The sequence below is a fragment of the Nitrospira sp. genome (assembly GCA_029194675.1).
Taxonomy (GTDB): Bacteria; Nitrospirota; Nitrospiria; order Nitrospirales; family Nitrospiraceae; genus Nitrospira_D.
The window spans coordinates 555,802-578,685 of the sequence record JARFXP010000003.1 but is presented as its reverse complement, the minus strand read 5'-3'; the positions used below and the strand labels follow the sequence as shown (position 1 = coordinate 578,685).

General features: G+C 57.3%; 20 protein-coding genes and 1 pseudogene. 14 read left to right on the top strand and 7 right to left on the bottom strand.

All coding sequences use genetic code 11. The annotated features are described in order from the left end of the window. Positions 1 to 47: 47 nt before the first annotated feature. The 4 genes from P0120_17670 (at position 48) to P0120_17655 (ending at position 3,193) form a co-directional block, all read left to right on the top strand. Positions 48 to 392: a hypothetical protein gene (locus P0120_17670; protein MDF0676140.1), complete on the top strand. Its 345-nt coding sequence runs from the start codon at positions 48 to 50 to the stop codon at positions 390 to 392. A 491-nt stretch (positions 393 to 883) separates the two neighbouring features. Then, positions 884 to 2,461 carry an FG-GAP-like repeat-containing protein gene (locus P0120_17665; protein MDF0676139.1) on the top strand — a complete coding sequence of 526 codons (1,578 nt, stop codon included), beginning with the start codon at positions 884 to 886 and terminating at the stop codon, positions 2,459 to 2,461. 146 nt (positions 2,462 to 2,607) lie between these two features. Further along, complete coding sequence (locus tag P0120_17660; protein ID MDF0676138.1) at positions 2,608 to 2,940, top strand: transposase; 333 nt, start codon at positions 2,608 to 2,610, stop codon at positions 2,938 to 2,940. Beyond that, complete coding sequence (locus P0120_17655; GenBank protein ID MDF0676137.1) at positions 2,897 to 3,193, top strand: hypothetical protein; 297 nt, start codon at positions 2,897 to 2,899, stop codon at positions 3,191 to 3,193. Before P0120_17660 ends, P0120_17655 begins: the two co-directional genes overlap by 44 nt. Before the next feature lie 193 nt (positions 3,194 to 3,386). Here the strand turns inward: P0120_17655 and P0120_17650 are convergent, their stop codons facing one another. Next, positions 3,387 to 4,556 (bottom strand): IS4 family transposase, encoded by a 1,170-nt coding sequence (locus tag P0120_17650; GenBank protein MDF0676136.1) that lies wholly within the window; start codon positions 4,554 to 4,556, stop codon positions 3,387 to 3,389. Between the two features lie 74 nt (positions 4,557 to 4,630). After that, entirely contained in the window at positions 4,631 to 4,867 is a 237-nt protein-coding gene (locus P0120_17645) for a transposase (protein ID MDF0676135.1), read from the bottom strand. Between the two features lie 1,062 nt (positions 4,868 to 5,929). Between P0120_17645 and P0120_17640 the strand changes: the two genes are divergently transcribed. The 3 genes from P0120_17640 (at position 5,930) to P0120_17630 (ending at position 8,407) form a co-directional block, all read left to right on the top strand. Continuing rightward, positions 5,930 to 6,103, top strand: a complete 174-nt coding sequence (locus P0120_17640; protein ID MDF0676134.1) for a hypothetical protein — start codon at positions 5,930 to 5,932, stop codon at positions 6,101 to 6,103. Positions 6,104 to 6,368: 265 nt separating this feature from the next. Next, on the top strand, positions 6,369 to 6,791 hold the full coding sequence (locus tag P0120_17635) for a hypothetical protein (protein ID MDF0676133.1): 423 nt from the start codon (positions 6,369 to 6,371) through the stop codon (positions 6,789 to 6,791). A gap of 446 nt (positions 6,792 to 7,237) precedes the next feature. Then, on the top strand, positions 7,238 to 8,407 hold the full coding sequence (locus P0120_17630; GenBank protein MDF0676132.1) for an IS4 family transposase: 1,170 nt from the start codon (positions 7,238 to 7,240) through the stop codon (positions 8,405 to 8,407). Positions 8,408 to 8,597: 190 nt separating this feature from the next. Here the strand turns inward: P0120_17630 and P0120_17625 are convergent, their stop codons facing one another. Then, a complete protein-coding gene (locus P0120_17625) occupies positions 8,598 to 9,359 on the bottom strand; it encodes an SDR family oxidoreductase (GenBank protein MDF0676131.1) in 762 nt (253 codons plus the stop codon). Positions 9,360 to 9,597: 238 nt separating this feature from the next. On the opposite strand from P0120_17625, the gene P0120_17620 reads away from it, so the two are divergent. The 7 genes and pseudogenes from P0120_17620 to P0120_17590 all read left to right on the top strand — a co-directional run bounded on the left by P0120_17620 (position 9,598) and on the right by P0120_17590 (position 17,550). Further along, the gene (locus P0120_17620; GenBank protein MDF0676130.1) at positions 9,598 to 10,488 is read left to right on the top strand and encodes an AraC family transcriptional regulator; all 891 of its coding nucleotides are present in this window, start codon (positions 9,598 to 9,600) and stop codon (positions 10,486 to 10,488) included. A 582-nt stretch (positions 10,489 to 11,070) separates the two neighbouring features. Next, positions 11,071 to 12,210 carry a three-Cys-motif partner protein TcmP gene (locus tag P0120_17615; protein MDF0676129.1) on the top strand — a complete coding sequence of 380 codons (1,140 nt, stop codon included), beginning with the start codon at positions 11,071 to 11,073 and terminating at the stop codon, positions 12,208 to 12,210. After that, complete coding sequence (locus tag P0120_17610) at positions 12,203 to 12,952, top strand: phage Gp37/Gp68 family protein (GenBank protein MDF0676128.1); 750 nt, start codon at positions 12,203 to 12,205, stop codon at positions 12,950 to 12,952. The genes P0120_17615 and P0120_17610 overlap by 8 nt, the downstream gene beginning before the upstream one ends. Before the next feature lie 59 nt (positions 12,953 to 13,011). Beyond that, entirely contained in the window at positions 13,012 to 13,971 is a 960-nt protein-coding gene (locus tag P0120_17605) for an IS5 family transposase (GenBank protein ID MDF0676127.1), read from the top strand. A gap of 883 nt (positions 13,972 to 14,854) precedes the next feature. Then, a pseudogene (locus P0120_17600) lies at positions 14,855 to 15,266 on the top strand (transposase). 456 nt (positions 15,267 to 15,722) lie between these two features. After that, complete coding sequence (gene soxC / locus P0120_17595) at positions 15,723 to 16,997, top strand: sulfite dehydrogenase (protein ID MDF0676126.1); 1,275 nt, start codon at positions 15,723 to 15,725, stop codon at positions 16,995 to 16,997. Beyond that, entirely contained in the window at positions 16,990 to 17,550 is a 561-nt protein-coding gene (locus P0120_17590) for a cytochrome c (GenBank protein ID MDF0676125.1), read from the top strand. The genes soxC and P0120_17590 overlap by 8 nt, the downstream gene beginning before the upstream one ends. Before the next feature lie 27 nt (positions 17,551 to 17,577). Here the strand turns inward: P0120_17590 and P0120_17585 are convergent, their stop codons facing one another. The 4 genes from P0120_17585 to P0120_17570 are packed head-to-tail and all read right to left on the bottom strand — an operon-like array spanning position 17,578 to position 22,870. Beyond that, on the bottom strand, positions 17,578 to 18,060 hold the full coding sequence (locus tag P0120_17585) for a hemerythrin domain-containing protein (protein MDF0676124.1): 483 nt from the start codon (positions 18,058 to 18,060) through the stop codon (positions 17,578 to 17,580). Continuing rightward, a complete protein-coding gene (locus tag P0120_17580) occupies positions 18,053 to 18,196 on the bottom strand; it encodes a hypothetical protein (protein ID MDF0676123.1) in 144 nt (47 codons plus the stop codon). The genes P0120_17585 and P0120_17580 overlap by 8 nt, the downstream gene beginning before the upstream one ends. Before the next feature lie 16 nt (positions 18,197 to 18,212). Next, positions 18,213 to 21,428 carry a CusA/CzcA family heavy metal efflux RND transporter gene (locus P0120_17575; protein ID MDF0676122.1) on the bottom strand — a complete coding sequence of 1,072 codons (3,216 nt, stop codon included), beginning with the start codon at positions 21,426 to 21,428 and terminating at the stop codon, positions 18,213 to 18,215. Next, entirely contained in the window at positions 21,425 to 22,870 is a 1,446-nt protein-coding gene (locus tag P0120_17570; protein MDF0676121.1) for an efflux RND transporter periplasmic adaptor subunit, read from the bottom strand. Before P0120_17570 ends, P0120_17575 begins: the two co-directional genes overlap by 4 nt. Positions 22,871 to 22,884: the final 14 nt, after the last annotated feature.

The following is a 22,884-nucleotide window of genomic DNA, read 5'->3' as shown; positions in this document are numbered from 1 at the left end:
CCTCGCTGATCGCCTTCGCGGCTCCTGCCCAGGGAGGTACCCAAGCAATGCCGGACCCCCGACGTGAATTCCTCGTTGTACTTGAACCACGTTTAGCCGACCGAGCGCTCGCGCACCTGCGAGCCATCGGTCATGTCACCCAGGTGCTCGCGCCTCGGCTGGCCCTAGTCCAAGTTGCCCCGGACACCATGGCACGTGCTGCCCAGATCGAGGGCGTGCTCAGCGTGATCGATGGCACTTTGGCTGAACTCCCACAGGATTTCACGCCGTCGGAGCGTTTGTTCGTCTCCGCCTGGGAAGCACGACGGCAAGCCAAGACCAGGCCCGGTGAGGGCCTCTCATGGGATGCACCGAACTTTCTCCCACCAGATCCACCCGTCAACCGTCGCTGATAGGAGGCTTCGACCCGCAGCAAGCTTCAACGTTCGTAACGGTAGGGAGGTGTTCAATGGCAGGTGACCTTAACATAGCAGAACGGGCTGTGTTCGAAGGAGCACCGCAGCCGTCGGCTGCAGCACTGAGCCGACAAGTACCGGGACGTACCATCCATCGCTATGGCCGGGTAAGCATCCTGGCTGTGCCCGATAAGGCAACGGCCGAACGTGCGCCTAGTGTGACTGATCTCAGGCCGGATGGTCTCAACGAGGTTGAGCAATTGGGGCTTGCCGCTCTGCGGCTGCGAGAATCGCAAGCCTACAGCAACGCCACGCGCGACCGACCACGAGCCGGTGAGCAATGGGATATGCCTACCTGTACCACGGTGATGCCTACCCCGCGGGCCAGAGCACGGGGAGTCGGCGCGCGGTCGGCTGGGCCGACGAGCGCGTACCTTGAGGGGACCGTTGCAGTCGGCATCATCATCGTCCAGGGCCCAACGGCCGTCTTGAAGTTCTCGGATGCCGAGCTCACGAAAGTCATCGCCGAGGTTCAGAACGGCCTCGGCTGGTTCGCGACGACGAATCCAATCGTTGGAATCAGTTTCTCGTACGATATACAGAATGTGAACCTGGCTACACCGGCAGATCCCGCGGCGCCCGACCTGGAGGCCCACTGGCGGAACCCCGCGATGGGAGCAATCGGCTTCAGCGCGGACTGGGACGGTGTGCTGTCCTACATCGAAGATATTCGGAGCCGATTCGGCACGCGCTGGACCTACTGCGCCTTTTTTACGAAATACCCGCTCGGGCATTTCGCTTACGCGAGCATCGGCGGACCGCGACTTGTTATGGACTACAACAACAATGGTTGGGGTCCCGACAACATCGACCGAGTGTTTGCCCACGAGACCGGACACATCTTCGGTTGCCCCGACGAGTATGCGAGCAGCGGGTGCAATTGTGGCGGTGGCTGGGGACGCTTCGGCATCGTCAACGGCAACTGCGCGAACTGTGCTGCCGGCACCGGTGTCGACTGCCTCATGAAGGGCAACACCTTCAGCCTCTGTGGGTACACGCCTAGCCACCTCGGTTGGGCCCCGCAACTGGTAGTCCGCAACTTCGGTTATGACGCCGGAGGCTGGCGGGTCGGCCAACATCCGCGGTTCCTGGCCGACACCACCGGCGATGGGCGGGCCGACATCGTCGGCTTCGGCAACGCCGGGGTCTGGGTATCCCGCGCCCAGACAGATGGCCGCTTCGAGACGCCACAGCTGGTGGTCGCCAACTTTGGCTATGACGCCGGAGGCTGGCGGGTCGACCAACATCCGCGGTTCCTGGCCGACACCACCGGCGATGGGCGGGCCGACATCGTCGGCTTCGGCAACGCCGGCGTCTGGGTGTCCCGCGCCCAGGCCGACGGTACCTTCGCGGCCCCGCAGCTGGTGGTCGCCGGCTTTGGCTATGACGCTGGAGGCTGGCGGGTCGACCAACATCCGCGGTTCCTGGCCGACATCACCGGCGATGGGCGGGCCGACATCGTCGGCTTCGGCAACGCCGGGGTCTGGGTGTCCCGCGCCCAGGCCGACGGTACCTTCGCGGCCCCGCAGCTGGTGGTCGCCAACTTTGGCTATGACGCCGGAGGCTGGCGGGTCGGCCAACATCCGCGGTTCCTGGCCGACACCACCGGCGATGGGCGGGCCGACATCGTCGGCTTCGGCAACGCCGGGGTCTGGGTGTCCCGCGCCCAGGCCGACGGTACCTTCGCGGCCCCGCAGCTGGCGGTCGCCGGCTTTGGCTATGACGCCGGAGGCTGGCGGGTCGACCAACATCCGCGGTTCCTGGCCGATACCACCGGTGATGGCCGGGCTGACATCGTGGGCTTCGGTAATGCCGGCGTCTGGATCGCCCGATCACTGGGAGACGGCACTTTCGAGGCACCAGGCCTGGTGATCACCACCTTTGGCTATGACGCCGGAGGCTGGCGAGTCGACCAACATCCGCGGTTCCTGGCCGACACCACCGGTGATGGGCGGGCCGACATCGTGGGCTTCGGCAACGCCGGCGTCTGGGTCTCCCGAAGGTGATCAACCAAGTCTGATTAGGCCAATCTTTTGGCGTCATCGCCTTGACAAGGTAAGAAGAGTTCTCATGAGCCGTTGGCTCATGATCATAAAAATGGGACATTCAACTTTTCTGTGGACCAGCCTGCGTCCGCTGCGAGTCTGCTGGCATGCCGCGCGCTGCCCGCGCCTCGGCAGGTGGTCTCTGCTACCACGTGATCAATCGTGGGAACGCCCGCGCGGAGGTGTTTCGGAAAGCCGAGGACTATGCGGCGTTTCGCGACCTGCTCGCGGAGGCGGTAGACCGCGTGCGGATGCGGGTGCTGGCCTATTGCCTGATGCCGAATCATTTTCACCTGGTGCTCTGGCCCCGGGGTGATGGTGATCTCAGCCGCTTCATGCAATGGCTCCTGACGGCACAGGTGCGACGCTATCATCGGCACTATCACTTGAGCGGCCATGTCTGGCAGGGCCGCTTCGGCCTTTCCCATCCAACAGGATGAGCATCTCCTGACAGTCCTGCGGTACATCGAGCGCAATCCGTTGCGGGCTGGGCTGGTCGCACAGGCAGAGGATTGGCTGTGGTCCAGTCTGCGGGGACGGAGAGGCAAGGAGGCGTGGCTGCAGGCGGTGCCCGTGCCGGAACCGACGGACTGGGTGAACTGGGTGAATGCACCGATGACGGACGCGGAGGTGGCGGCGCTCCGGCACAGTGTGAACCGCGGGACGCCGTTTGGGAGTACGGCCTGGGTATAGCGGACGGCGCGGCGGCTGGGGCTGGAGGCCAGTGTCCATCCCCGTGGGCGCCCACGGACGCGCAATGAAAAGTAGAATGTCCCACTGCTGTCCAAAATAATGTGTTCCTCAGTGTCCTTCCCGCGTCAATAGCGTGTGTGAGACGGCTTGGGGTTCGGTTCTTGGACGAGGTTCCCCCTGCTGCTGTCCAAGATCATGACGCAAAGAGCCGCGCTTGCGTGGGGGCGGGCATCGACAGCGGCCGTTCAAACGGCGCATCAAGCCACGCCCAGAGATCTCGATAGGTTAGCCGGTTAAAGCGGAGCAAGGCCGCGAGGTTCGAGAGACTCCAGGGCCACGTGGACTTCAGCTGCAGAAACTTCAGCAGCAGCATCGCGATCAGGGCGATCCAGATTTGGACCTGCACCGCATTCTCACTCGTGCCCACAAACGTCTTGATCTTCAGATGCTGTTTGATTGCCTTGAACAAGAGTTCGATCTGCCACCGCTCCCGATAGATGGCCGCAATGGTACTGGCGGCTAGATGCAGAAGGTTGGTCAGGAAGGTGAGCCGTCGGTGGTGCTGCTCATCCCAGATGATCACCTGCCGCAAAGGGACCGGGCACCGGTCGGCCGCATGCAGGCCGGTGAGGCGAATGATCTCATCGACCAACACCGGACCACGGGCGGGGACGGGACGCCGCTCCAGCACGTCATAGAGCATGTTGGTGCGTGGACGGGTGACAAATCCCACCTCGCCGACCGTCCAGCGATGATACAGGGCATAGTCGAGGTACCCGCGATCGATCGCCACGATGGTGCCGGGGGCAAAGGTGAGCGGCTGGGCAATCCGGACATCGTTGGTATCGCCATCGGTCACCAGGGCCCAGCAGGGCAAGCAGCCCTGATGATCCAGCTGCAGATGGAGCTTCACGGCGCCCTTGGTCCGCTGAAATCGAGCCCAATCGAACACGGTGGCACAGAGCTCAATAATCGTCGTGTCCAGAGTCCGGAGTGGATGCGTGAACCGGAACCGGCGGCGCGTCAGGGCCGCGACCGCCTGACATCGCGTGAGGATCTGATAGAAGACCGTCTCGTACAGTTGCCATGGGCGATGCGCATTGGCAGACGCGAGCGTCGAGCGGGTCGGCGTCCGTCGGACGCCCAAGTGGACCAACTTACCCAGCGCGGTGGCCAAGCCGCCGCAGATCTCCCGGAGCGAGTGCGCGCTGCCCATCTGACAAAAGAGCATGGCCACAAAATGGTCCCAGCAACTGAAGCCTTTGGCCGCTCGTTCAGCCTCATGGTGTCGCACCGCTCGTGCGAAGTCCGTGCGATCAATCAGGGCGAGAATTTGCGCAAAGCAACTGGCGACAGCTACCATACGGCACCTCCGGCTTGTGGGTGGCACGGCGCGGGTACGCCGTGAACGGATGTTGGTTGAACAACCCATCCTACTCACAAGCCGGAGGCATGTTGAAAACTTATTTTGGACAAGAGTGAGAATGTCCCCTTTTCTCTTTCATTCGAGCCGTACGCTCGCGGTGCGTCTTTCCATGGCAGGCCGTGCTTGATGACGTAAATGATCCCGCTGACCACGCGCAGATCGTCCACGCGCGAAACGCCGGGAGACAGGGGAACGTACGGTTTTATGCGGGCAAACTGCTTCTTCGACAACAGGAACAATTGGCTCATGGCGGCACCTCCCCTCACAAGTGAATCATATGTGGTCTGGTTGGTGAACCCTGAATTTAATAGGTCCTGAGCCTAGATCGGCTAAGCTGTCGAAAGAGTTATCCTGTCTCTCGCGAAGGAGGTGCCTGCCAAGTCGCCAGGCTGGTTCAGAGCAAATAGGGGCCTCCGATCACCATCGTGATCGTGAAAGGTTACAAAGATAACACCGTTCAGTAACACCGTCGTAACCTCAGTATGGGAAAGTCCTGTCTTGAGCGCTAGGCATTCCTGATTGTTCGTGTGTATGCGCTGAGTGGCGATGGGAGGAAACAACAATGCCGGATTATAAGACGCGCAAGATCAAGTTAGCTCCTGAACGGCGAGCCAACGGGCTCTGGCAGTGCCCGTATATGATCATTGAATTCAGACCAACCTGCTGGGCATACCGGAAAGGGTGCCCCGAGGGGAGCTTCGCGTCCCGCCAAGAAGCCGCAACGGCAGCCTTGGAAGAGGCAAAACGGCTCGTCGATTCACTCGAGCCCCCTCCACGGGTTCCGCTGGCCAGCCCCGGCGCGGGTCTAGCTACTTACGGGAACAGGATGAGAAGTCTGATATTCGGGTTCGTCCGAGGCCTTCTTTGTTTTTGGAAAACTGTCCCACGCCGCGTGTTGCCCCTTCTGAATGGTGCAGAATAGTGACCACCACCACTGTCGCTCGTGGGGAACGAAGTTAGCTGTGACTCTTCCGAGTCCGACGTTTTTTGGTGCCAAGCTGGTGCTAAAACAGGCTCACACACCATTAAGCCTGCGATCCGACTTAGGGCTGTAAGGACTTTTGACAGTTCGGAGCCCTATCTATATACAATGGGTGCTGCAACGTTCTTAGTCGATAAAGGTTGGCCTACCCTCCAAGAGTTTTACAGACTCAATCCGCGCGAGGCGGTTCAGCAGGTCAGTGATAGTCATTGTGTCACCGCGACGTTCAGTCCGCAAAGGACACCGGAGGGGTTTTCGTGCCGAATTTCCTGAGGACAAAGCCAGGAAATACACTGCCGTCTGTTTTTTTTTCAAAAGAGGTGATGAAATGTATATCCGCGACGAAGTTTTCGCCTTTAAGCATACCTATGAACAGTTGCTCGCCTCTGGGTTCGCGCTGACCGAGGATGAGCGAAGCTTCCTGCAGTACTACTTCCAAGAAATGGCTCAACACTTCGATCTGGTGTCGGATGGAAGTCCGACTCTGCTTTCACACATCTAAATGACGTTCGCACGGCCTGGCAGCATCGGGATCACTCGAAACCTTACGACTGGATATTCATGGCCAGGCGCATGTACTCCCAAGAGCCAGCAACGAGAGGAAATGGATTTTGATGTCAAGAACAACCACAATACGTGTGAAAGACACCAAACACGGCCAAAGGACTGCACCGCAAGGACAGAGCCTCATTGCGGATGATGCAACCACGAAGGGCTCACCCAACCCGCTTGAACAACCAGGCGATACACCAGAGAGGAGACCGGTGATGGCTACTGACACGAACACGGGCGCCGACAGACAGTTCGAGGTGATGGACATGGCTAAAATCTGGAAGGAGGGGTATCTCAAAGGACTGGAGACCTCCTTACAGTGGCAAGAGCAGAACCAACAGTTGGTTAAGGAAGCGGTGAGACAGGGATTGTCAGCGTATCAGCAATGGCTCACCTTGTATAAGAACTGGCTCGGAAAGCCCTGGGATCAAATCCAAGGGCAGACCACCGGGGTACCGAGTCAATTGTTGGCCTTCACGCGTGAGATCCTTCAAACGTCCCAAGACAAGGCTGAACCATTGCTCAAGAACGTGTGTGAGACGACCTTTGATTACTATGAGACCGCCGTAGCTCGTCCGGCCAGGAAGTATACGGTTGCGATCAACAAAACGGTCATGGACACCATTATCCCCAGTTAAGTCTCAAGAACACCAGGCCAAAGGCCAGAGCGAGTGTGAGGACTGAGAATAGAGGCCTACCCCTATTCTCAGTTCTCAGACCCACCTACAAACGAGCGAGTGTGTTAGCCTATTGTCCCCAATCGGAATTTAGCACCTTCAATGGCCTCGCTGGCCCACCTGGTCATCCCATTTTCAGGGGGAATGAGGATGGCAGCCTGAGAGAGAAAAACCCTCTTTTGTTAGAACTTGATGACCTGCGGTTTACGAATTTCAGATAGCCCTACCTCCGACAACCTAACCCCACAACAAACCGCAAAGCAGGTCTTACTGAAAAAGTAGAGCGACGCACTCTTGTCCAAAATAAGTTCTCAACAGGCCTCCGGCTTGTGAGTAGGATAGGTTGTTCAACGCACATCCATCCACGGCGTTCCCGCGCCGTGGCACCCACAAGCCGGAGGTGCAGTATGGTAACCGTCGCCAGTTGCTTTGCGCAAATGCTCGCCCTGATCGATCGCGCGGACTTCGCTCGGGCCGTTCGACAGCACGCCGCTGAGCGAGCAGCCAAGGGGTTCAGCTGCTGGGATCACTTGATAGCGATGCTGTTTTGTCAGATGGGTAGTGCGCACTCACTTCGAGAAATCTGTGGCGGCTTGGCCACCGCCCTTGGCAAACTCGTCCACCTTGGCATCCGTCGGACACCGACTCGGTCCACGCTGGCCTATGCCAATGCGCATCGGCCCTGGCAGCTGTACGAGACGCTCTTCTATCAAGTCCTCACCCGTTGCCAAGCCGTCGCGGCCTTGAAGCGCCGCCGGTTCCGGTTCAAGCACCCCTTGCGCACCCTCGACGCAACGATCATTGAACTCTGTGCCACGGTGTTCGATTGGGCCAGATTCCAGCGGACGAAGGGGGCGATCAAGCTCCATCTGCAGCTGGATCACCAGGGGTGTTTGCCCTGCTGGGCCCTCGTGACCGACGGCGACACCAACGACGTGCGGATCGCCCAACAGCTCACCTTTGCGCCAGGCACCATCGTGGTGATCGATCGCGGGTATCTCGACTATGCCCGCTATCATCGTTGGACGGTCGACGAGGTGGGATTTGTCACCCGTCCACGCACCAACATGCTCTACGAAGTGCTGGAGCAACGCTCCGTGCCGACACGCGGACCGGTGCTGGTCGATGAGGTGATCCGTCTCACCAGTTCCCATGCGGCTGACCGGTGCTCGGTCCCCCTGCGACAGGTGACGATCTGGGATGAGAGACAGCAGCGGCCGCTACGGTTCCTGACCACTCTCATGCAGCTTGCGGCCAGCACGATTGCCGCCATCTATCGGGAGCGCTGGCAGATCGAACTCCTCTTCAAGGCCTTGAAACAGCATCTCCGGATCAAGACGTTTGTGGGCACGAGTGAGAACGCCGTACAGGTCCAAATCTGGATCGCCCTGCTCGCGATGCTGCTGTTGAAATTTCTGCAGCTGAAGTCCACGTGGCCCTGGAGTCTCTCGAATCTGGCCGCGTTGCTCCGCTTCAATCTGTTGACCTATCGGGATCTGTGGGACTGGCTCAATGCGCCCTTTGAACGGCCGCTGCTCATACCAGCGCCGCCCCAACAGAGGCTATTCGCTACCTGATCTTGGACAGCAGACCGGACAACCTGAACTGGATGGGTGACCAGAGACCGTCTCATATGCCGCATTCACGGGGGAAGAACTCGAAACAGCCGACTATTTTGGACAGCAGTGAGAGCGACGTGTGACGCCAACCTCACGCGTCGCTCTCGTCTTCTTAGCTATTCCGAACGTTTTTTAGTTTCTCACAGTTTCAAAGCAAAAACCCCCCAGAGACTTCAATGTCCTGAGCGGTCATCCACCCGAAGTCATCCGCTAGCAGGCTCGCGATTACTTTGCTGAGGTCTTCAGGAGCTCCAATTCTGGCCAATGCCGTCTGCGCTTCCAATGGTTTAATGAATTCCGGATGTTTGTCGAATGCCCCACCTCCAAGATTGGTGTGAACAGGACCGGGAGAAACCGCATTGACGCGGATTTTTCGCGGTGCTAGTTCTTTGGCCAGGTAGCGAGTCCAGGACGACAAGGCGGCTTTTGAGGAGCCGTAGGCAGAATAGCCGACAAAGGAGCCGTTGCTGGATGAACTTGATATGTTCACGATCCGCCCGCCGTCTTCCATGAGCTTAACGAGTTGTTGCGTGAGAAAAAATGGTCCTTTGAAGTTTGTGTTGAGAATTTGATCGAAATATTTCTCGGTTATTTCTGCGAATGCCATGCCGCCCCCAATACCACCGTTATTAACCAAATAGTCGAAGGTCGTTCTGTGAAACATGTCCTGAAGGTACCTTTTCACCGTCTGAGTGAAATCATCGAAAGACGATTTGTGGCTCAGGTCTAATTTGAGCGCTACTGCCCGGACTCCCCTATTTTGCTCAATTTCTTTCACAACTGCTTCAGCCTGAACCTTGTTAGAATTGTATGTGAGGATGAGCCCGGTTCCGCGCTTTCCCAGTTCAAGCGCCGTCGCCCTTCCGATTCCGCTGCTTCCACCGGTAATGATCGCAATATTCGTCTTCATCGGATTCTCCTTTTTGGTTTCGCCGGTCGTGTGAAGTTCGCCGGTCGTGATGAGTCCATCTTCGTTTAATTTCCCGGAATAACCTAGATCAGATGGTGCCTTTCAATTGCCTAAAACCACCAGGAATGAGCAAATGTCTTCTCAAAAACATAGGTTTTTGGCACAACGACGTCCTAAAACTCCCCGAGTTGGTGAATTGAGGCTGGAAGCAAGACCTGCGATGCCATAAAATAAGCATATGAAGACAATTTTAAAGGAAATCGTTGACCTGACAAAGGGGGCAGGAACACGGCCACTTCAAACCGCGGTCCCGGGACTAGTCATGATCAAGGGAGACGTTCCCAACCATCAGCTGGCTGCGCTGTACAAACCGATGATCGGCTTTACAGTGCAAGGAACGAAGATTCTTTCAGTTGGTGGACGCGACACGCACCTGAAAGGTCCTTGTTACTACGTGTTACCGGTACACGTTCCCGCCACGGCGAGCGTGCATCCGAGCAGTGATGGCCGTCCGTACATGTCCCTAGGACTTGAGTTCAACCAGACTATTCTTCAAAGGTTGCTGCGAGATATTCCTCAAGATCTGATGCCAACGTCTTCACAACGTTTTGCCGCTTGCGCGTTCGATCTTGGACTCATGGAAGCATGGCTGCGGTTGTTGCGTCTAACAACGACTCCGAGAGATATTCCGGCGCTTGCGCCAGTTTATGAGCGCGAAATCCTTTATCGTGTACTGCTGGGCCCGCAAGGGTGGTATCTAAGGCAGCTGGGCTTGAGAGAAAGCAACCTCTCCAAGATTTCCCAGACCGTGAAATGGCTTCGTGATAACTATACGCAGCCGCTAGACATCGGAGAGGTCGCGGCACAATTCGGTATGGCCATAAATACCTTTCACCGTCAATTCAAACGGGCAACGGGTCTGAGTCCGATTCAGTTTCAAAAACAGTTGAGGATATTGGAGGCCAGAAACCTTATGGCTTTTGAAGGCTATTCAGTAGCCGGTGCCGCATATCAAGTGGGCTATCAGAGCCCTTCGCAGTTTAATCGGGAGTATTCCCGCTTCTTCGGAGCATCACCAGCGCGTGACACTACGGTGTTGAGACATATCGAATCCGCAAGAGTTGCTTAGAAATACATTTCAGGCGGCACTCTACGCCTGGAGCGCTCTGAAAACGTTACCAGAAGAGATCCGGAGCTGTAAGGAAGCTCAACTCGAGCTGAACTTGGCCGAGATCTTGGAATCCATGGGTGACAGCCTGACGCGACAAAACCTATTTCGATCATCATGCTGCCAGGCCACCGCTAGATGAATCGGGTAGGATCCGACCTGCGGTTTGTTAGTTCGCTGCGCTTGAAGATTTTGTCGCAACAAAAGAGAAGTGATGAAAGGCGAGATACCCCCGCATGGCGCTGGCTTGCACCAGAAAACGGCTCGGAGCCTCCGAACATGTTGCCTTGGAGATGGGTGACATGAGATTTCTCTGACATACGTATTTATACCTGGTGCCCCCAATCGGAGTGTGAACCTTTCAATGCCGTCTCTCAACCACCTCGTGATCCCGTTTGCAGGGCAAATTCAGGTCCGCGCGGCGTAACGTAGGGTGCTAGCCCTCATTCCCCTCCTATTACCTACCCTTTCACTACATTTCCCAACTAGCCTACTTCAAAAAGTGCTATACCTATCGCACTTTCCTATTCCGAAAGGCTGCGCATGCCTCCCAAGAAATTAGAAACTGTTTGGGACGATGTTCCTCACACAATTGCAAAAATCACGATTCTAAAATCCTACCTTAATGCCTGGTTCCGGATTATGGGACTGACGGAACATAATCAAGAGATTTTGTACATTGATGGTTTTGCTGGGCCTGGCAAGTATAAGAATTACGAAGAAGGCTCACCGGTTGCTGCACTAAAAGCTGGGCAAGGCGCAATAGACTCTCATGGACAGAACTGGAAAGCCGGTACAGTTCATTGTGCGTTCATTGAAGCTGATGAAAAAAGATTCGAGCACCTTCAACAAGAGATACGGCGTTGGGATGGCGCAAGGGGACTAAAAACGTATCCACTTTGTATGTCATTTCAGGAAGGATTGGCGGAGCTTCGATCACGATTGCCAAAGCCCTTTGAGAGGTCTCACCCCTTATTCGTTTTTATTGACCCGTTTGGGGCAACTGGTGCGCCATTTACTAGCGTTGCAGAAATCTTAAAGAGTCCTTGCTCAGAAGTTTTGATCAACCTTGACGCAGACGGTATAGCCCGTATCTTCCTGGCAGAAGAGAATGCAAACTCCGAAGAGACATTGACTTCGATCTTCGGCGACAGTTCATGGAAGAGGCTTCCTCCGAAGGGCACCACACCTTTCCCTGAACTCTGTCATGCCGTGCTTGATTTGTACAAAAAGAGGCTTCGAAGCTTGCCCAATATAGGGTATGTCTTCGCATTCGAAATGCAGACAACCAAAGGAGCTCTGAATTACTTTCTAGTTTTCGCAAGTCAACATCCACTTGGACTTGAGAAGATGAAAGAGGCGATGAAATCTATCGATCAAGATGGAACGTATCGTTTTGCCGATGGTAGCTCAAATCAAACCTCTCTTTTCCGCTTTAACGATCCAGAGGTAGACAGCGTTCGCCTATTAAATCGGTTCCGTGGCCAAACTGTCTCATATGAGACTCTCAAAGACTTTGCTTTAAATGAAACGGCTTTCGTAAACCCTAAAAGTATGTTGAAAGTCTTGGAAGGGAAAAACCGTATTAAGGTATTTAGCCACGATGCGAAACGTCGCAAGGGAACTTTTGGTCAGACGGACAATCTCCGGATACAATTCTTAGAAGGAGATGCTAATGGCTAGAAAGACGGATATAGAGTGGACCGAGATGACATGGAACCCTGTAACAGGCTGTTCCAAAATTAGCCCTGGTTGTAAGAATTGTTATGCGGAGCGGATGGCATATAGGCTCGCTGCCATGGGACAAGAACGTTATCGCAATGGCTTTGATGTCGCACTTCAGGAGGATATCGTTCAACTGCCCCTACACTGGGCAGAACCACGTGTGATCTTTGTGAATTCCATGAGTGATCTTTTCCATGAGGACATTCCCGACGCCTTTATTCAAAAGGTCTTCCGTACTATGGTGACTGCGCATTGGCACGTGTTTCAAATCCTGACTAAAAGAGCGGAGAGGTTGGCAGAGTTGGCCATGCATCTTCCTTGGCCTAAAAACGTCTGGATGGGAGTAAGTGTCGAGTCGCCACAGTATACGTACCGCATCGGACACCTACAGAAAGTTCCAGCAGCCGTGAGGTTTCTTTCTGTTGAGCCATTACTGGCTCCAATACCCAGACTTCCATTATCTGGTATCGACTGGGTAATCCTAGGCGGAGAATCTGGCCCAGGCAGTCGTTTGATGGAACTTGAATGGGTGCGAGAAATCCGTGATCGTTGCGTCGCGAAAAATGTACCGTTCTTTTTTAAACAGTGGGGTGGTGTACGAAAGAAACAGGCTGGAAGGATATTAGATGGCCTTGAATGGGATCAAATGCCTGAATCTAAGGCGAGACGAAGTAAGAGCGTATTGCTAGGGAAGGTCTGATTTATTCTCCTCGCGAGATGTGCTACGGATAGCGCAGCACTGAACGGGAGGCGCATCCGATGCAACAGCAGACATTTGCCGAGGTCACGTTTGAACCGTATCGCAAGCCCACTCGCCGCGAGCAGTTCCTGGATGAAATGAACCGTGTCGTGCCGTGGGCGGACCTGGTGGCGGCCATTGAGCCGGTCTATCCCAAGGCCGAAGGCCCCGGGCGGCCACCGGTGGGCGTCGAGCGCATGCTGCGCCTCCATTGTCTGCAACAGTGGTTCAACCTGTCGGATCCGGCCGTGGAAGAGGCGCTGGACGACTCACGGGCGATGCGGCAGTTCGTGGGCATTGATCTGGGCCGCGAGCCCGTGCCCGATGAAACGACGATCTGCAAGTTTCGGCATCTCTTGGAAGCCCACCAACTGGGCGAGCGGCTCTTTGCACGGATCGGCGCGTATCTGGCAACCCACGGCATAAAAGTCAGTCGCGGGACCATCGTGGATGCCACCATCATCAGTGCGCCCAGTTCAACCAAGAATCGCCAGAAGGCGCGGGATCCGGAGATGCATCAGACGAAGAAGGGCAATCAGTGGTACTTCGGCATGAAAGCGCATATCGGTGTGGACAGCCAGACCAAGCTGATTCATTCAGTGGCCGCGACTGCCGCGAATGTGCATGACAGCCAGGGGTTACCGAAGTTGCTGCATGGACAGGAGACGCGGGTGGGGGGCGATGCCGCGTATAGCGGGCAGCGCGACGTGATTCGACACCACGCCCCCAGGGCTAAGAGCTTTGTGCAGACTAAAGCGCATCGCCATCGGCCCCTGAGTGAGACCGAGCGGGCCCGGAACCGCACGAAGTCGAAGGTGCGGGCGAAAGTCGAACATGCGTTCTTGGTGATCAAGCAGATCTTCGGGTGGGCCAACGTCCGCTACCGGGGGTTGGCGAAGAACACCCACTGGCTGTTCATCAGTTGCGGCTTGGCGAATCTCTATGTGACGCGCCGGCAGCTGCTGGCGGAAGCCTCGTGAGCCCGTGTGCGAACGGAGTCATGGGCAGCCTGACAGAGCGGGCGAGCCCCGAGAAAGACGATCCCGGACCAGCGGATTCCCACCTGATGGCCAGTAGTGATTCCCCCAGGGACAGATTGCTTCGTGCAACTGTGAATTAATCAGACGTTCCCTAGTGAAGAGGGAAGAAAAGCAGCGTTTGTGTGAAGTCTAATTTTTGGCCCATTACCAAATAGGCGTTGAACTCTCTATCAGTCGGTGATGCTGGACGACTCTACAATACGTGCCAGACTGTCAGAAAACATGCGCTCTTCTTCAGTGGTGAGAGTGTTGTGATATGCAGCGATAGGAAGACTACCGGACCTATATCTTATAAAACTTGAAGAATAGCACAATTCAATGGGGTCGGATCTTGTTCTGTGCAGCCACACACAACCAGCCACTTACAACACCGGCAAAACTTCAATGCGTCGACACGGCTCAGCACTGGTCCCACCACGACCAATTTTGTTTACGATGGATTGAATCCGGTAGAAGAGAGAACGGTAGGACGGTAACCGCTAATCTACTCACCGGTCTTGGCATCGACGAGTTTTTCGCTCTCGAAATTGTGGCCCTATCTTGACCATGGCATAATCCTCTGCCACAAAGGACACCGGTCCAGGATGGTTAAGAAGGAGTATGGCGATCCGAACGGCCAGTCGACGGATGGCGGATCTCGCCCAATCGAAAATTCGGGCGATGAGACAGGCTTGTGCGAGCGTGAAGGGGCTCAATATGGCGCAAGGTGTTTGTGATACGCCAGTGCCGCCGATCTTCCTGAAGGGGCAGAGAAGGCCATCAGGGACGGGTACAATGTCGACACTCGCTTCGACGGCGTGCCTGAATTACGGCAGGCCATAGCCAGGGCATCAGCGCCGCCTCGGCTGTCAGTCTCAAGGGGGCGTTCTGGTTTGCCACCTATGCCGGCGCTCTGAATAGCGAGCGGTTCATCACGCTGCTGCGCCGGATGATGCGCGGCCGTCGCAAGCCCCTCCGTCGGATCCTAGACAGCTTGCCGGTGTACAAGACCACGGCGGTCACGCGCTACGTCGCGGGGCTCAACTACACACTGACGCTGCATTACCTGCCGGGCTATGCCCCGACCTCAACCCAGACGAACTGGTCTGGAGCCACGCCAAGCGCACGGGCCCTGCCCTGCATCCACTGCAGAAGGGCGAGACGCTCGATGTGAGCGCGTGACCAGGCAGTTGGCTGAGATCGTTCACAGGGCTGCGCTGGTGCCATCATTCTTCAAGCATCCGAGTGGTGCCTAATATTACTGACTTCTGAGTAATTTAGTTCACTCACTGACGCTTCCGCGACTCGTTCGTCGAACGACGGATCTCGGCAGCATGCTGTATCGCCGATTTGTGCATAGCCGCAAGCACCGGCTCCAGCGACCACCTGAGCGACATCAGCCTATGCTCGATGTGAGGGAGGCACCTCGCCGAAGTCTTCTCGTCCATCAAGCCGTCGGCCTCCACCTCCTTGAGTCATCCGTGATGCAACGTGGCGCCAAGTCATAGAGACGACCGGAATGACCAGCAACTTCTCGCCTCGTAACACCTCCGCATCCCGCTCCACCTCTCCCCCTTGAACGTCGGGTGCTCCATTCAGATCACGGCACGTGATCTTCGACTTTGCCGTTGAAACACCTTTGGCAATTTTCTATAGTTGAGTACTCTCCCTTGAGAACAGAGTTACCCGCCTCATAAATAGAGGAGCATCACATGACGAAGCACCAGCAGGAGGAAGCACGAGCCGATGAAGGCGGCCGGCCCGCTGTCGAGGGCGAATCCCTTCTGGATCGCCGGAGCCTTCTGGCCGGAACGGCCGGCTTGGTGGGCGCGATGCTCATGGGATCGGTGACACCATCCGCTGAGGCGGCAACGGAGAATTCGCCCCAAGACCCCACGCGAGTGCCCGGTACGGCACCGACTGCCTATGGACAGCGATCAGCCTTCGAAAAAGCCGTCCGTGTCCCACGTTCCTGGTGGTCGTCGCTGACACCCCTGCAAGACTCGCACGGAATCCTGACTCCTTCCTCCTTGCATTTCGAGCGGCATCACAACGGCGTGCCGATCATCCAACCGGCACAGCACCACCTCCTCATTCATGGCATGGTGGAGCAGCCCTGGACATTCACCCTCGATGATTTGAAGCGATTTCCTTCCGTTTCGCGGTTGGCCTTCATCGAATGTTCGGGCAATTCTGCGCCCGAATGGCATAAACCAGCCGGGCAGACAGCGCAGCAGACCCACGGCCTGACAAGCACGAGTGAATGGACCGGCGTGGCCTTGAAGACCGTCCTGCAGGAAGTCGGAGTGCATCCCGACGCATCCTGGATGTTGGCCGAAGGCGGCGATGCGGCTGCCATGACGCGCAGCCTTCCACTGGCGTCCATTCAGGAGGAGGCGATGCTCTGCTATGCCCAAAACGGCGAACCGCTCCGTCCGGAACAGGGCTATCCGCTCCGCCTGCTCATTCCCGGCTGGGAAGGCAACACCTGCATCAAATGGTTGCGACGGCTGAAGCTCGGCAGGGCGCCCTTCATGACCCGCGAAGAAACGTCGCAATATACGGATCTGATGCCGGACGGCACGGCCCGCCAATTCACCATGGTCATGGAGGCCAAATCCATCATTACGTCTCCCTCGGGTGGACAACGGATCCAGCCCGGATTTGTGGAGATCCGCGGCTTGGCATGGAGCGGCAGGGGCCGCATCGCGCTGGTTGAGGTGAGCACGGACGGAGGACGATCCTGGCAGCAGGCGGCCTTACAAGAGCCGATCCTGCCCAAGTGCCATACCAGGTTTCACTTGCATTGGCGATGGAATGGAGAGGATGTGATTCTGCAGAGCCGCTGCCTGGACGACACAGGGTACCGGCAACCGGACCGCGCGACCTTGGTGGCTGTGCGCGGAGTGAACTCCGTTTATCATTACAATGCGATCCAGAGTTGGCACATTGCCGCAGACGGGCAGGTGAGCAATGTTCATGCGTAACATTTTTACAGTGGGACTCACCATCATCCTGGGCGCAGGAATCTTATGGGCCGGCGGCCAAGCGGACAGACCGGAACGGACGCACGGCTATGGATTGGGGCGGCCCGCCACAGATCAAGAAATCCAGGCATGGAACATCGATGTGGCCCCGACCGGCGAGGGATTGCCTGCAGGCCAAGGGACCGCCAAACAAGGGGCTGCCATCTTTGCCACACGTTGCGCAACTTGTCATGGACCGACGGGGCAGGAAGGCCCGATGGACCGCCTGGTCGGCGGTGCCGGCACCTTGGCGAGTCAACACCCGATCAAAACCATCGGCAGTTACTGGCCCTATGCAACGACGCTGTATGATTACGTGCATCGCGCCATGCCATTTCCTGCTCCACAAAGCCTCTCACCGGACGAAATCTATTCGGTCGTGGCTTGGTTGCTCTACCAGAACGGCATTATTGCCGAGGAGACCGTGCTCGATGCCCATTCACTGCCCGGCATCTCCATGCCCAACCGTCGAGGCTTCATTCCGGATCCCCGGCCGGACGTACCCAAACCCTGACGCGCGGGTCAGACGCCGTGCCGCGGCTCACGATTGTTCGCTTCCACAGCAGGTCTGGTACCGTTCTTCAGGAATCTCCTTCATGGCTTGATAGATCGCCGCGCGCTCTTCGTCACTGATGACCTGATCCATCGAGGGATAGAGAATCCGCTCTTCCTTCATGTTGTGCGATTTCAGCAGTTCCAACAACCGCTGCTCCTCTCGATCGCTCTCGGGACTCTGCTCCTGCACCTTGCGATGAATGGCCTCCAGGCAGTCGCCGATCAATCGGTGCTCCGTGCGCATGACCTGCGTGGGCCCCCCCTCCGCCATGCCGGAGTTCTCCTCCCATTTTGGGAACAACAGATCTTCCTCCCACACGATGTGACGCTGCAGCCCGAACTTGAACGCGACGAACGCCTCCTTGGCCTTAGCGAAATCCTTTCGCTTCTCTTCCTGGAAGGTCTGGAACAGATTGTCGAGCCGGTCGTGGTCCTGTTCAAACGTGACGCTGATCTTCGCTTCAGACATGGCTATCTCCTTTATTCTCCCTCTCCGGCATTTCCTTCTGGAACGATTCCTTTCCCACAGCCACCGCCGCAGCGATGGTGGTCTCCTCCCATTTCACAAAGCGCCCGGCCTCCTCTTCATACCATGCTTGATCCACACGACGCGACACATTCCTAGGGAGCAGGACTCGACATCGTGGAACTGAGCTGCACACGTCGCCACATGGAATAGAGAACCGGAATAACGATCAAGGTGAGCACCGTCGAGCTGACCATGCCACCGATCATGGGGGCGGCAATCCGCTTCATCACGTCGGCCCCGGTGCCGGTCGTCCACATGATCGGCAACAATCCGCCCATGATTGCGGCCACGGTCATCATCTTGGGCCGTACTCGTTGAACCGCACCCTCCATGATGGACTCGCGGAGGTCCTGCACCGTGGCCATACGACCTTCGCGCACACGTCGCTCATACGCTTCGTCGAGATAGACCAGCATGATCACGCCTGTCTCCGCCGCCACGCCGACCAACGCAATGATCCCCACCCACACAGCCACGCTGAGGTTATAGTCGAGGTAATAGAGGTACCAGATGGCTCCGATCACGGCGAAGGGGACGGACAAGAGCACGATCAGCGATTTCGCGAGCGATCGGAAATTGAGATACAGGAGCAACAGAATCACGGCTAGAGTCGCAGGGACCACCAGCTTCAACCGTTCTTCCGCCCGCACCAGATGTTCGTACTGACCGGTCCAAATCAGCCGGTACGCAGACGGGATCGTGACCTTCTCGCGGACGACTTGCTGGGCGTCTTGGACATAGCTGCGCAAGTCGCGACCACCGACCGACACCGACACCAGACCGGCCAGCGCTCCTGCTTCATCCGCGATCGACGGCGGCCCTTGCGTCATCACCAGCTCCGCGATTTGTCCAAGGGGGATCTGCGCGCCGGTCGGCGTGGGAATGAGCACGCGTTTGAGCCGGTCCGGATCGTCGCGCAACTCGCGCTTGTAGCGAACGTTGACCGGATACCGTTCCCGCCCCTCAACCGTGGTTGTCACGGTTTCTCCCCCGATGGCCGAGGTGATCACCGTTTGCACATCGCCCACCGTCAGGCCATAGCGGGCCGCTTCACGCCGATTGACGATCAGATCCAAGTAATAACCTTCGTTCAACCGTTCGGCGAAGGCACTCCTGGTACCGGGAACGGTCGCCAAGGCCTGTTCGATCTCTAGACCGATTCGTTCGATTGTCTTCAAATCCGGCCCCAGCACCTTGATCCCGACCGGGCTCCGGACACCTGTCGTGATCATCTCCGTGCGGGTCTGGATAGGCATCCACCAGATATTGGGAAACCCGGGAATGCGCAGTTTGGCATCCATCTCATCCAGCAACCGGTCCCAAGTCATGCCGGGCCGCCATTGTGCCTCCGGTTTCAGGGTAATGGTGATCTCCGCCATTCCCACGAAAGCGGGATCGGTGGCGGTCGGGGCCTTTCCCATCTTGCCGAATACCCGTTCCACTTCTGGGAAGGTCGTAAGCAACTGATCCTGGACCTGCAAGACCTTCGTCGCTTCTGGGATCGAAAGACCTGGAATGGTAGTCGGCATGTAGAGAATCGTCCCCTCGTTCAGCGGTGGCATGAACTCCGCGCCAAGTCGCATGAATGCCGACACCGTAAGTCCGAACGTCACCACTGCTATGCCGAGTGTGAGCCACCGAACGTGCAACGCGCCGGAGAGGATGGGGCGATAGAGGGCGATCAGCAACCGGTTCAAGGGATTCTTGGTTTCCGCCCGGATGTGGCCGCGAATGAGAACAACCATGAGCACGGGCGCCAATGTCACCGAGATTGCGGCGGCAAAAAGCATCGAAAAAGTTTTGGTGTAGGCCAGGGGCGTAAACAGCCGCCCTTCCTGGGATTCGAGCGCAAAGATCGGCAGGAATGACACGGCGATGACGAGCAATGAAAAGAACAGGGGCCGCCCGACCTCTCTCGCGGCGGCGATGATGATGTCCGCCCGGTTACTTTCACACCCGCCCGCCCCCGGCGTCGTCACACCCTCCCGCCCTGAGCCTGCAAGAGCAGGCTCCTTTCCCATAGAACGTGCCTCTTTCCCGGGGGGATTCTGCTCTAACCGTTTATGAGCATTCTCTACCATCACGATCGCGGCATCGACCATGGCTCCGATGGCGATAGCAATCCCGCCCAGCGACATGATGTTGGACGTAATCTTCAAGTAAGCCATCGGGATAAAGGCCAGCAATACCGCAACCGGGAGGATCAGGATGGCCACGAATGCGCTACGAACATGAAACAGAAAGACCGCCACGATCAGACTGACGATCACAGTTTCTTCAAGCAGTTTTTCGCGGAGGACGGCAATCGCGCGATGAATGAGATCGGACCGATCATAGGTGGGAACTATGCGCACTCCTTCAGGTAAAGCCGGGGTGATTTCTTGCAGCCGCCCCTTGATCCGCTCGATCACGGCGAGCGCATTCTCTCCGGCCCGCATGATCACGATCCCGCCGACGGTCTGGCCCTTGCCGTCCAATTCGGCGATGCCCCGACGCTGATCCGGCCCGAGTTGGACATGCGCGATGTCTCGCACAAGTATCGGCGTGCCTCGTCCATCCGTGCCGACCGGAATCAGCTCGATCTCGTCAGTCGAGCGCAGGTAGCCTCGCCCTCGGATCACGTATTCGGTGCCGGCCATCTCCAAAACGCGGCCGCTCACCTCCGCGTTGCTGTTGCGAACGGCTTCGATAACCCTCTGAATCGGCAGCCGGTAAGCAGCTAACGTGTTGGGGTCCACTTCAATTTGGTATTGTTTGACGAATCCACCGATCGCCGACACCTCTGCCACACCGGGCACACTCTCCAGTTGGTAACGCAAGTACCAGTCCTGAAGGCTCCGGAGCTGCGCCAGATCGTGCGCTCCGGACTCGTCCACCAATGCGTACTGATAGACCCACCCGACTCCAGTTGCATCAGGTCCGAGCGTCGGCGTGACACCAATCGGCAACTTGCCGGTGAGCTTCTGGAGATATTCGAGGACACGACTTCTTGCCCAGTAGAGATCGGTCCGATCTTCGAAAATCACATAGACGTAGGACACGCCGTATTCTGAAACACCTCGGACTCGCTTGACTCTGGGGCCTGCGAGCAGAGAGGTCACGACCGGGTAGGTAATCTGATCTTCAATGAGGGTCGGGCTCCGACCCTGCCACTCGGTATAGACGATCACCTGAACGTCCGAAAGGTCCGGAAGGGCATCCAGCGGGACATCAAACAGGGCCCAGCCACCCCAGACGACCGCCACCGAGACACACAGGATGACGAGGACCGGATTGCGGGCACTGACTTCGATGAGTCGCGCAATCATTTCATGCCGCCTTTCTCACGCTCCCGCTCGCCTCGCGGCGAAGCCGAGGGCCCTGGGGGCGCCGAGACGGCCTCCTTTCCCAGTTCCATGCCTTCCATGCCCTCCGTATCTCTTCCGCCTTGCATTTTGCCTTCGTGTGCGCCGCGCATCTGCCAGTCCGCCATGCCGATCCGACCCATCATGGCTTGCATGCTGGAAACCGACGTCAATTTGCTCTCTGCATCCAATAAGAAATTGGCCGAGGTGACGATCCGATCTCCTTCTTTGAGTCCTTCCATTACTTCCACTGAATCATGACTCCGGCGTCCCAACTTGACCAAAGCAGGCGCATACCGGCCTTGCCCCAGATCTATGAAGACGAGTTGACGAAGCCCCGTGTCCAACACGGCTTCCTTTGGCACCACTAAGGTCCTGACCGCATCCGTCTGTAGGATCACGTTCCCATACATGCCCGGCTTCAATTTCAGCTGAGGATTTAGTAATTCCAGCCGCACCCGTGCTGTGCGGGTTTCGGTATTCAGGGTCGGGTACACATGGGCCACCTTACCGCTGAACGTTTCTCCCGGATAGGCAGCAAAGGTCACCGTTGCCGGCTGCCCGACTTTCGTGGCCGCCACTTCTGATTCATAAATATCGGCGGAGATCCAGACCATGGAAAGATCCGCGATCTCGTACAGAATCGTGCCGGGCTCCACATATTTTCCCGGCAAAGCCTCACGTTTCATCACGATACCGGAAGACGGAGCGTAGACCGTGAGCATCAGGTCGGCCTGGCCTCGACGCCCAAGAGCCTCGACCTGTGAATCGGTCACATCCCAGAGCCGCAAACGCTCCCGCGCACTCGTCACGAGTGCGTCAGCGTTGGTTTTCACTTCGTCGAGCGGGCTCGCGGCCAGTTGCGCACGCATTTTCAGAGCGAGGAGATACTCGTCTTGCGTAGCCAAGAGATCCGGCGAGTAGACGGTGAAGAGTGGTTCACCCTTGCGAACCGGTCGACCGATGGAATTGACGAAGACCTTGCGAACCCACCCGGAGATTTTCAGCGTGACTTGCGCGAAGCTCCGTTCGTCGTAACCGACCGTGCCGACCGTACGAATCTCTTCATCCAACGTTGCGAGAGCAACCGGGACGCTGCGGACGCCGATCAACTGGCTCATCACAGCCGGAACAACCACAGCTCCGGATGAAGCGTCTGACATGCCGGGCCTTGGTTCCATGTCTCTAACGGATTTCGCACCTTCCATCGGCATCCCCTCCCTGACATCCATCCCTTTCATGGACATACTTTCCATCTCATGGCCCTGCCCCCCCTCACTGCTCTTCGTCCCCGACATGTCGCTCATCACTCGATGCGCGGCGAAGAACCCTGCGATGACTCCGACGAACAGGCCGGCTGCCGCGACACCGGCAACAAGACCTTTTCTGCGCAGGTCCTGACTCATGGCCGTTCCTCCTT

Coding starts and splice junctions, on each gene's coding strand:
- P0120_17650 (MDF0676136.1), bottom strand. CDS start 4,556: ATGGTAGCTGTCGCCAGTTGCTTTGCGCAAATTCTCGCCCTGATTGAT.
- P0120_17645 (MDF0676135.1), bottom strand. CDS start 4,867: ATGAGCCAATTGTTCCTGTTGTCGAAGAAGCAGTTTGCCCGCATAAAA.
- P0120_17655 (MDF0676137.1), top strand. CDS start 2,897: ATGTCTGGCAGGGCCGCTTCGGCCTTTCCCATCCAACAGGATGAGCAT.
- soxC (MDF0676126.1), top strand. CDS start 15,723: ATGACGAAGCACCAGCAGGAGGAAGCACGAGCCGATGAAGGCGGCCGG.
- P0120_17575 (MDF0676122.1), bottom strand. CDS start 21,428: ATGATTGCGCGACTCATCGAAGTCAGTGCCCGCAATCCGGTCCTCGTC.
- P0120_17620 (MDF0676130.1), top strand. CDS start 9,598: ATGAAGACAATTTTAAAGGAAATCGTTGACCTGACAAAGGGGGCAGGA.
- P0120_17625 (MDF0676131.1), bottom strand. CDS start 9,359: ATGAAGACGAATATTGCGATCATTACCGGTGGAAGCAGCGGAATCGGA.
- P0120_17660 (MDF0676138.1), top strand. CDS start 2,608: ATGCCGCGCGCTGCCCGCGCCTCGGCAGGTGGTCTCTGCTACCACGTG.
- P0120_17590 (MDF0676125.1), top strand. CDS start 16,990: ATGCGTAACATTTTTACAGTGGGACTCACCATCATCCTGGGCGCAGGA.
- P0120_17610 (MDF0676128.1), top strand. CDS start 12,203: ATGGCTAGAAAGACGGATATAGAGTGGACCGAGATGACATGGAACCCT.
- P0120_17570 (MDF0676121.1), bottom strand. CDS start 22,870: ATGAGTCAGGACCTGCGCAGAAAAGGTCTTGTTGCCGGTGTCGCGGCA.
- P0120_17605 (MDF0676127.1), top strand. CDS start 13,012: ATGCAACAGCAGACATTTGCCGAGGTCACGTTTGAACCGTATCGCAAG.
- P0120_17640 (MDF0676134.1), top strand. CDS start 5,930: ATGTATATCCGCGACGAAGTTTTCGCCTTTAAGCATACCTATGAACAG.
- P0120_17615 (MDF0676129.1), top strand. CDS start 11,071: ATGCCTCCCAAGAAATTAGAAACTGTTTGGGACGATGTTCCTCACACA.
- P0120_17635 (MDF0676133.1), top strand. CDS start 6,369: ATGGCTACTGACACGAACACGGGCGCCGACAGACAGTTCGAGGTGATG.
- P0120_17630 (MDF0676132.1), top strand. CDS start 7,238: ATGGTAACCGTCGCCAGTTGCTTTGCGCAAATGCTCGCCCTGATCGAT.
- P0120_17670 (MDF0676140.1), top strand. CDS start 48: ATGCCGGACCCCCGACGTGAATTCCTCGTTGTACTTGAACCACGTTTA.
- P0120_17585 (MDF0676124.1), bottom strand. CDS start 18,060: ATGTCTGAAGCGAAGATCAGCGTCACGTTTGAACAGGACCACGACCGG.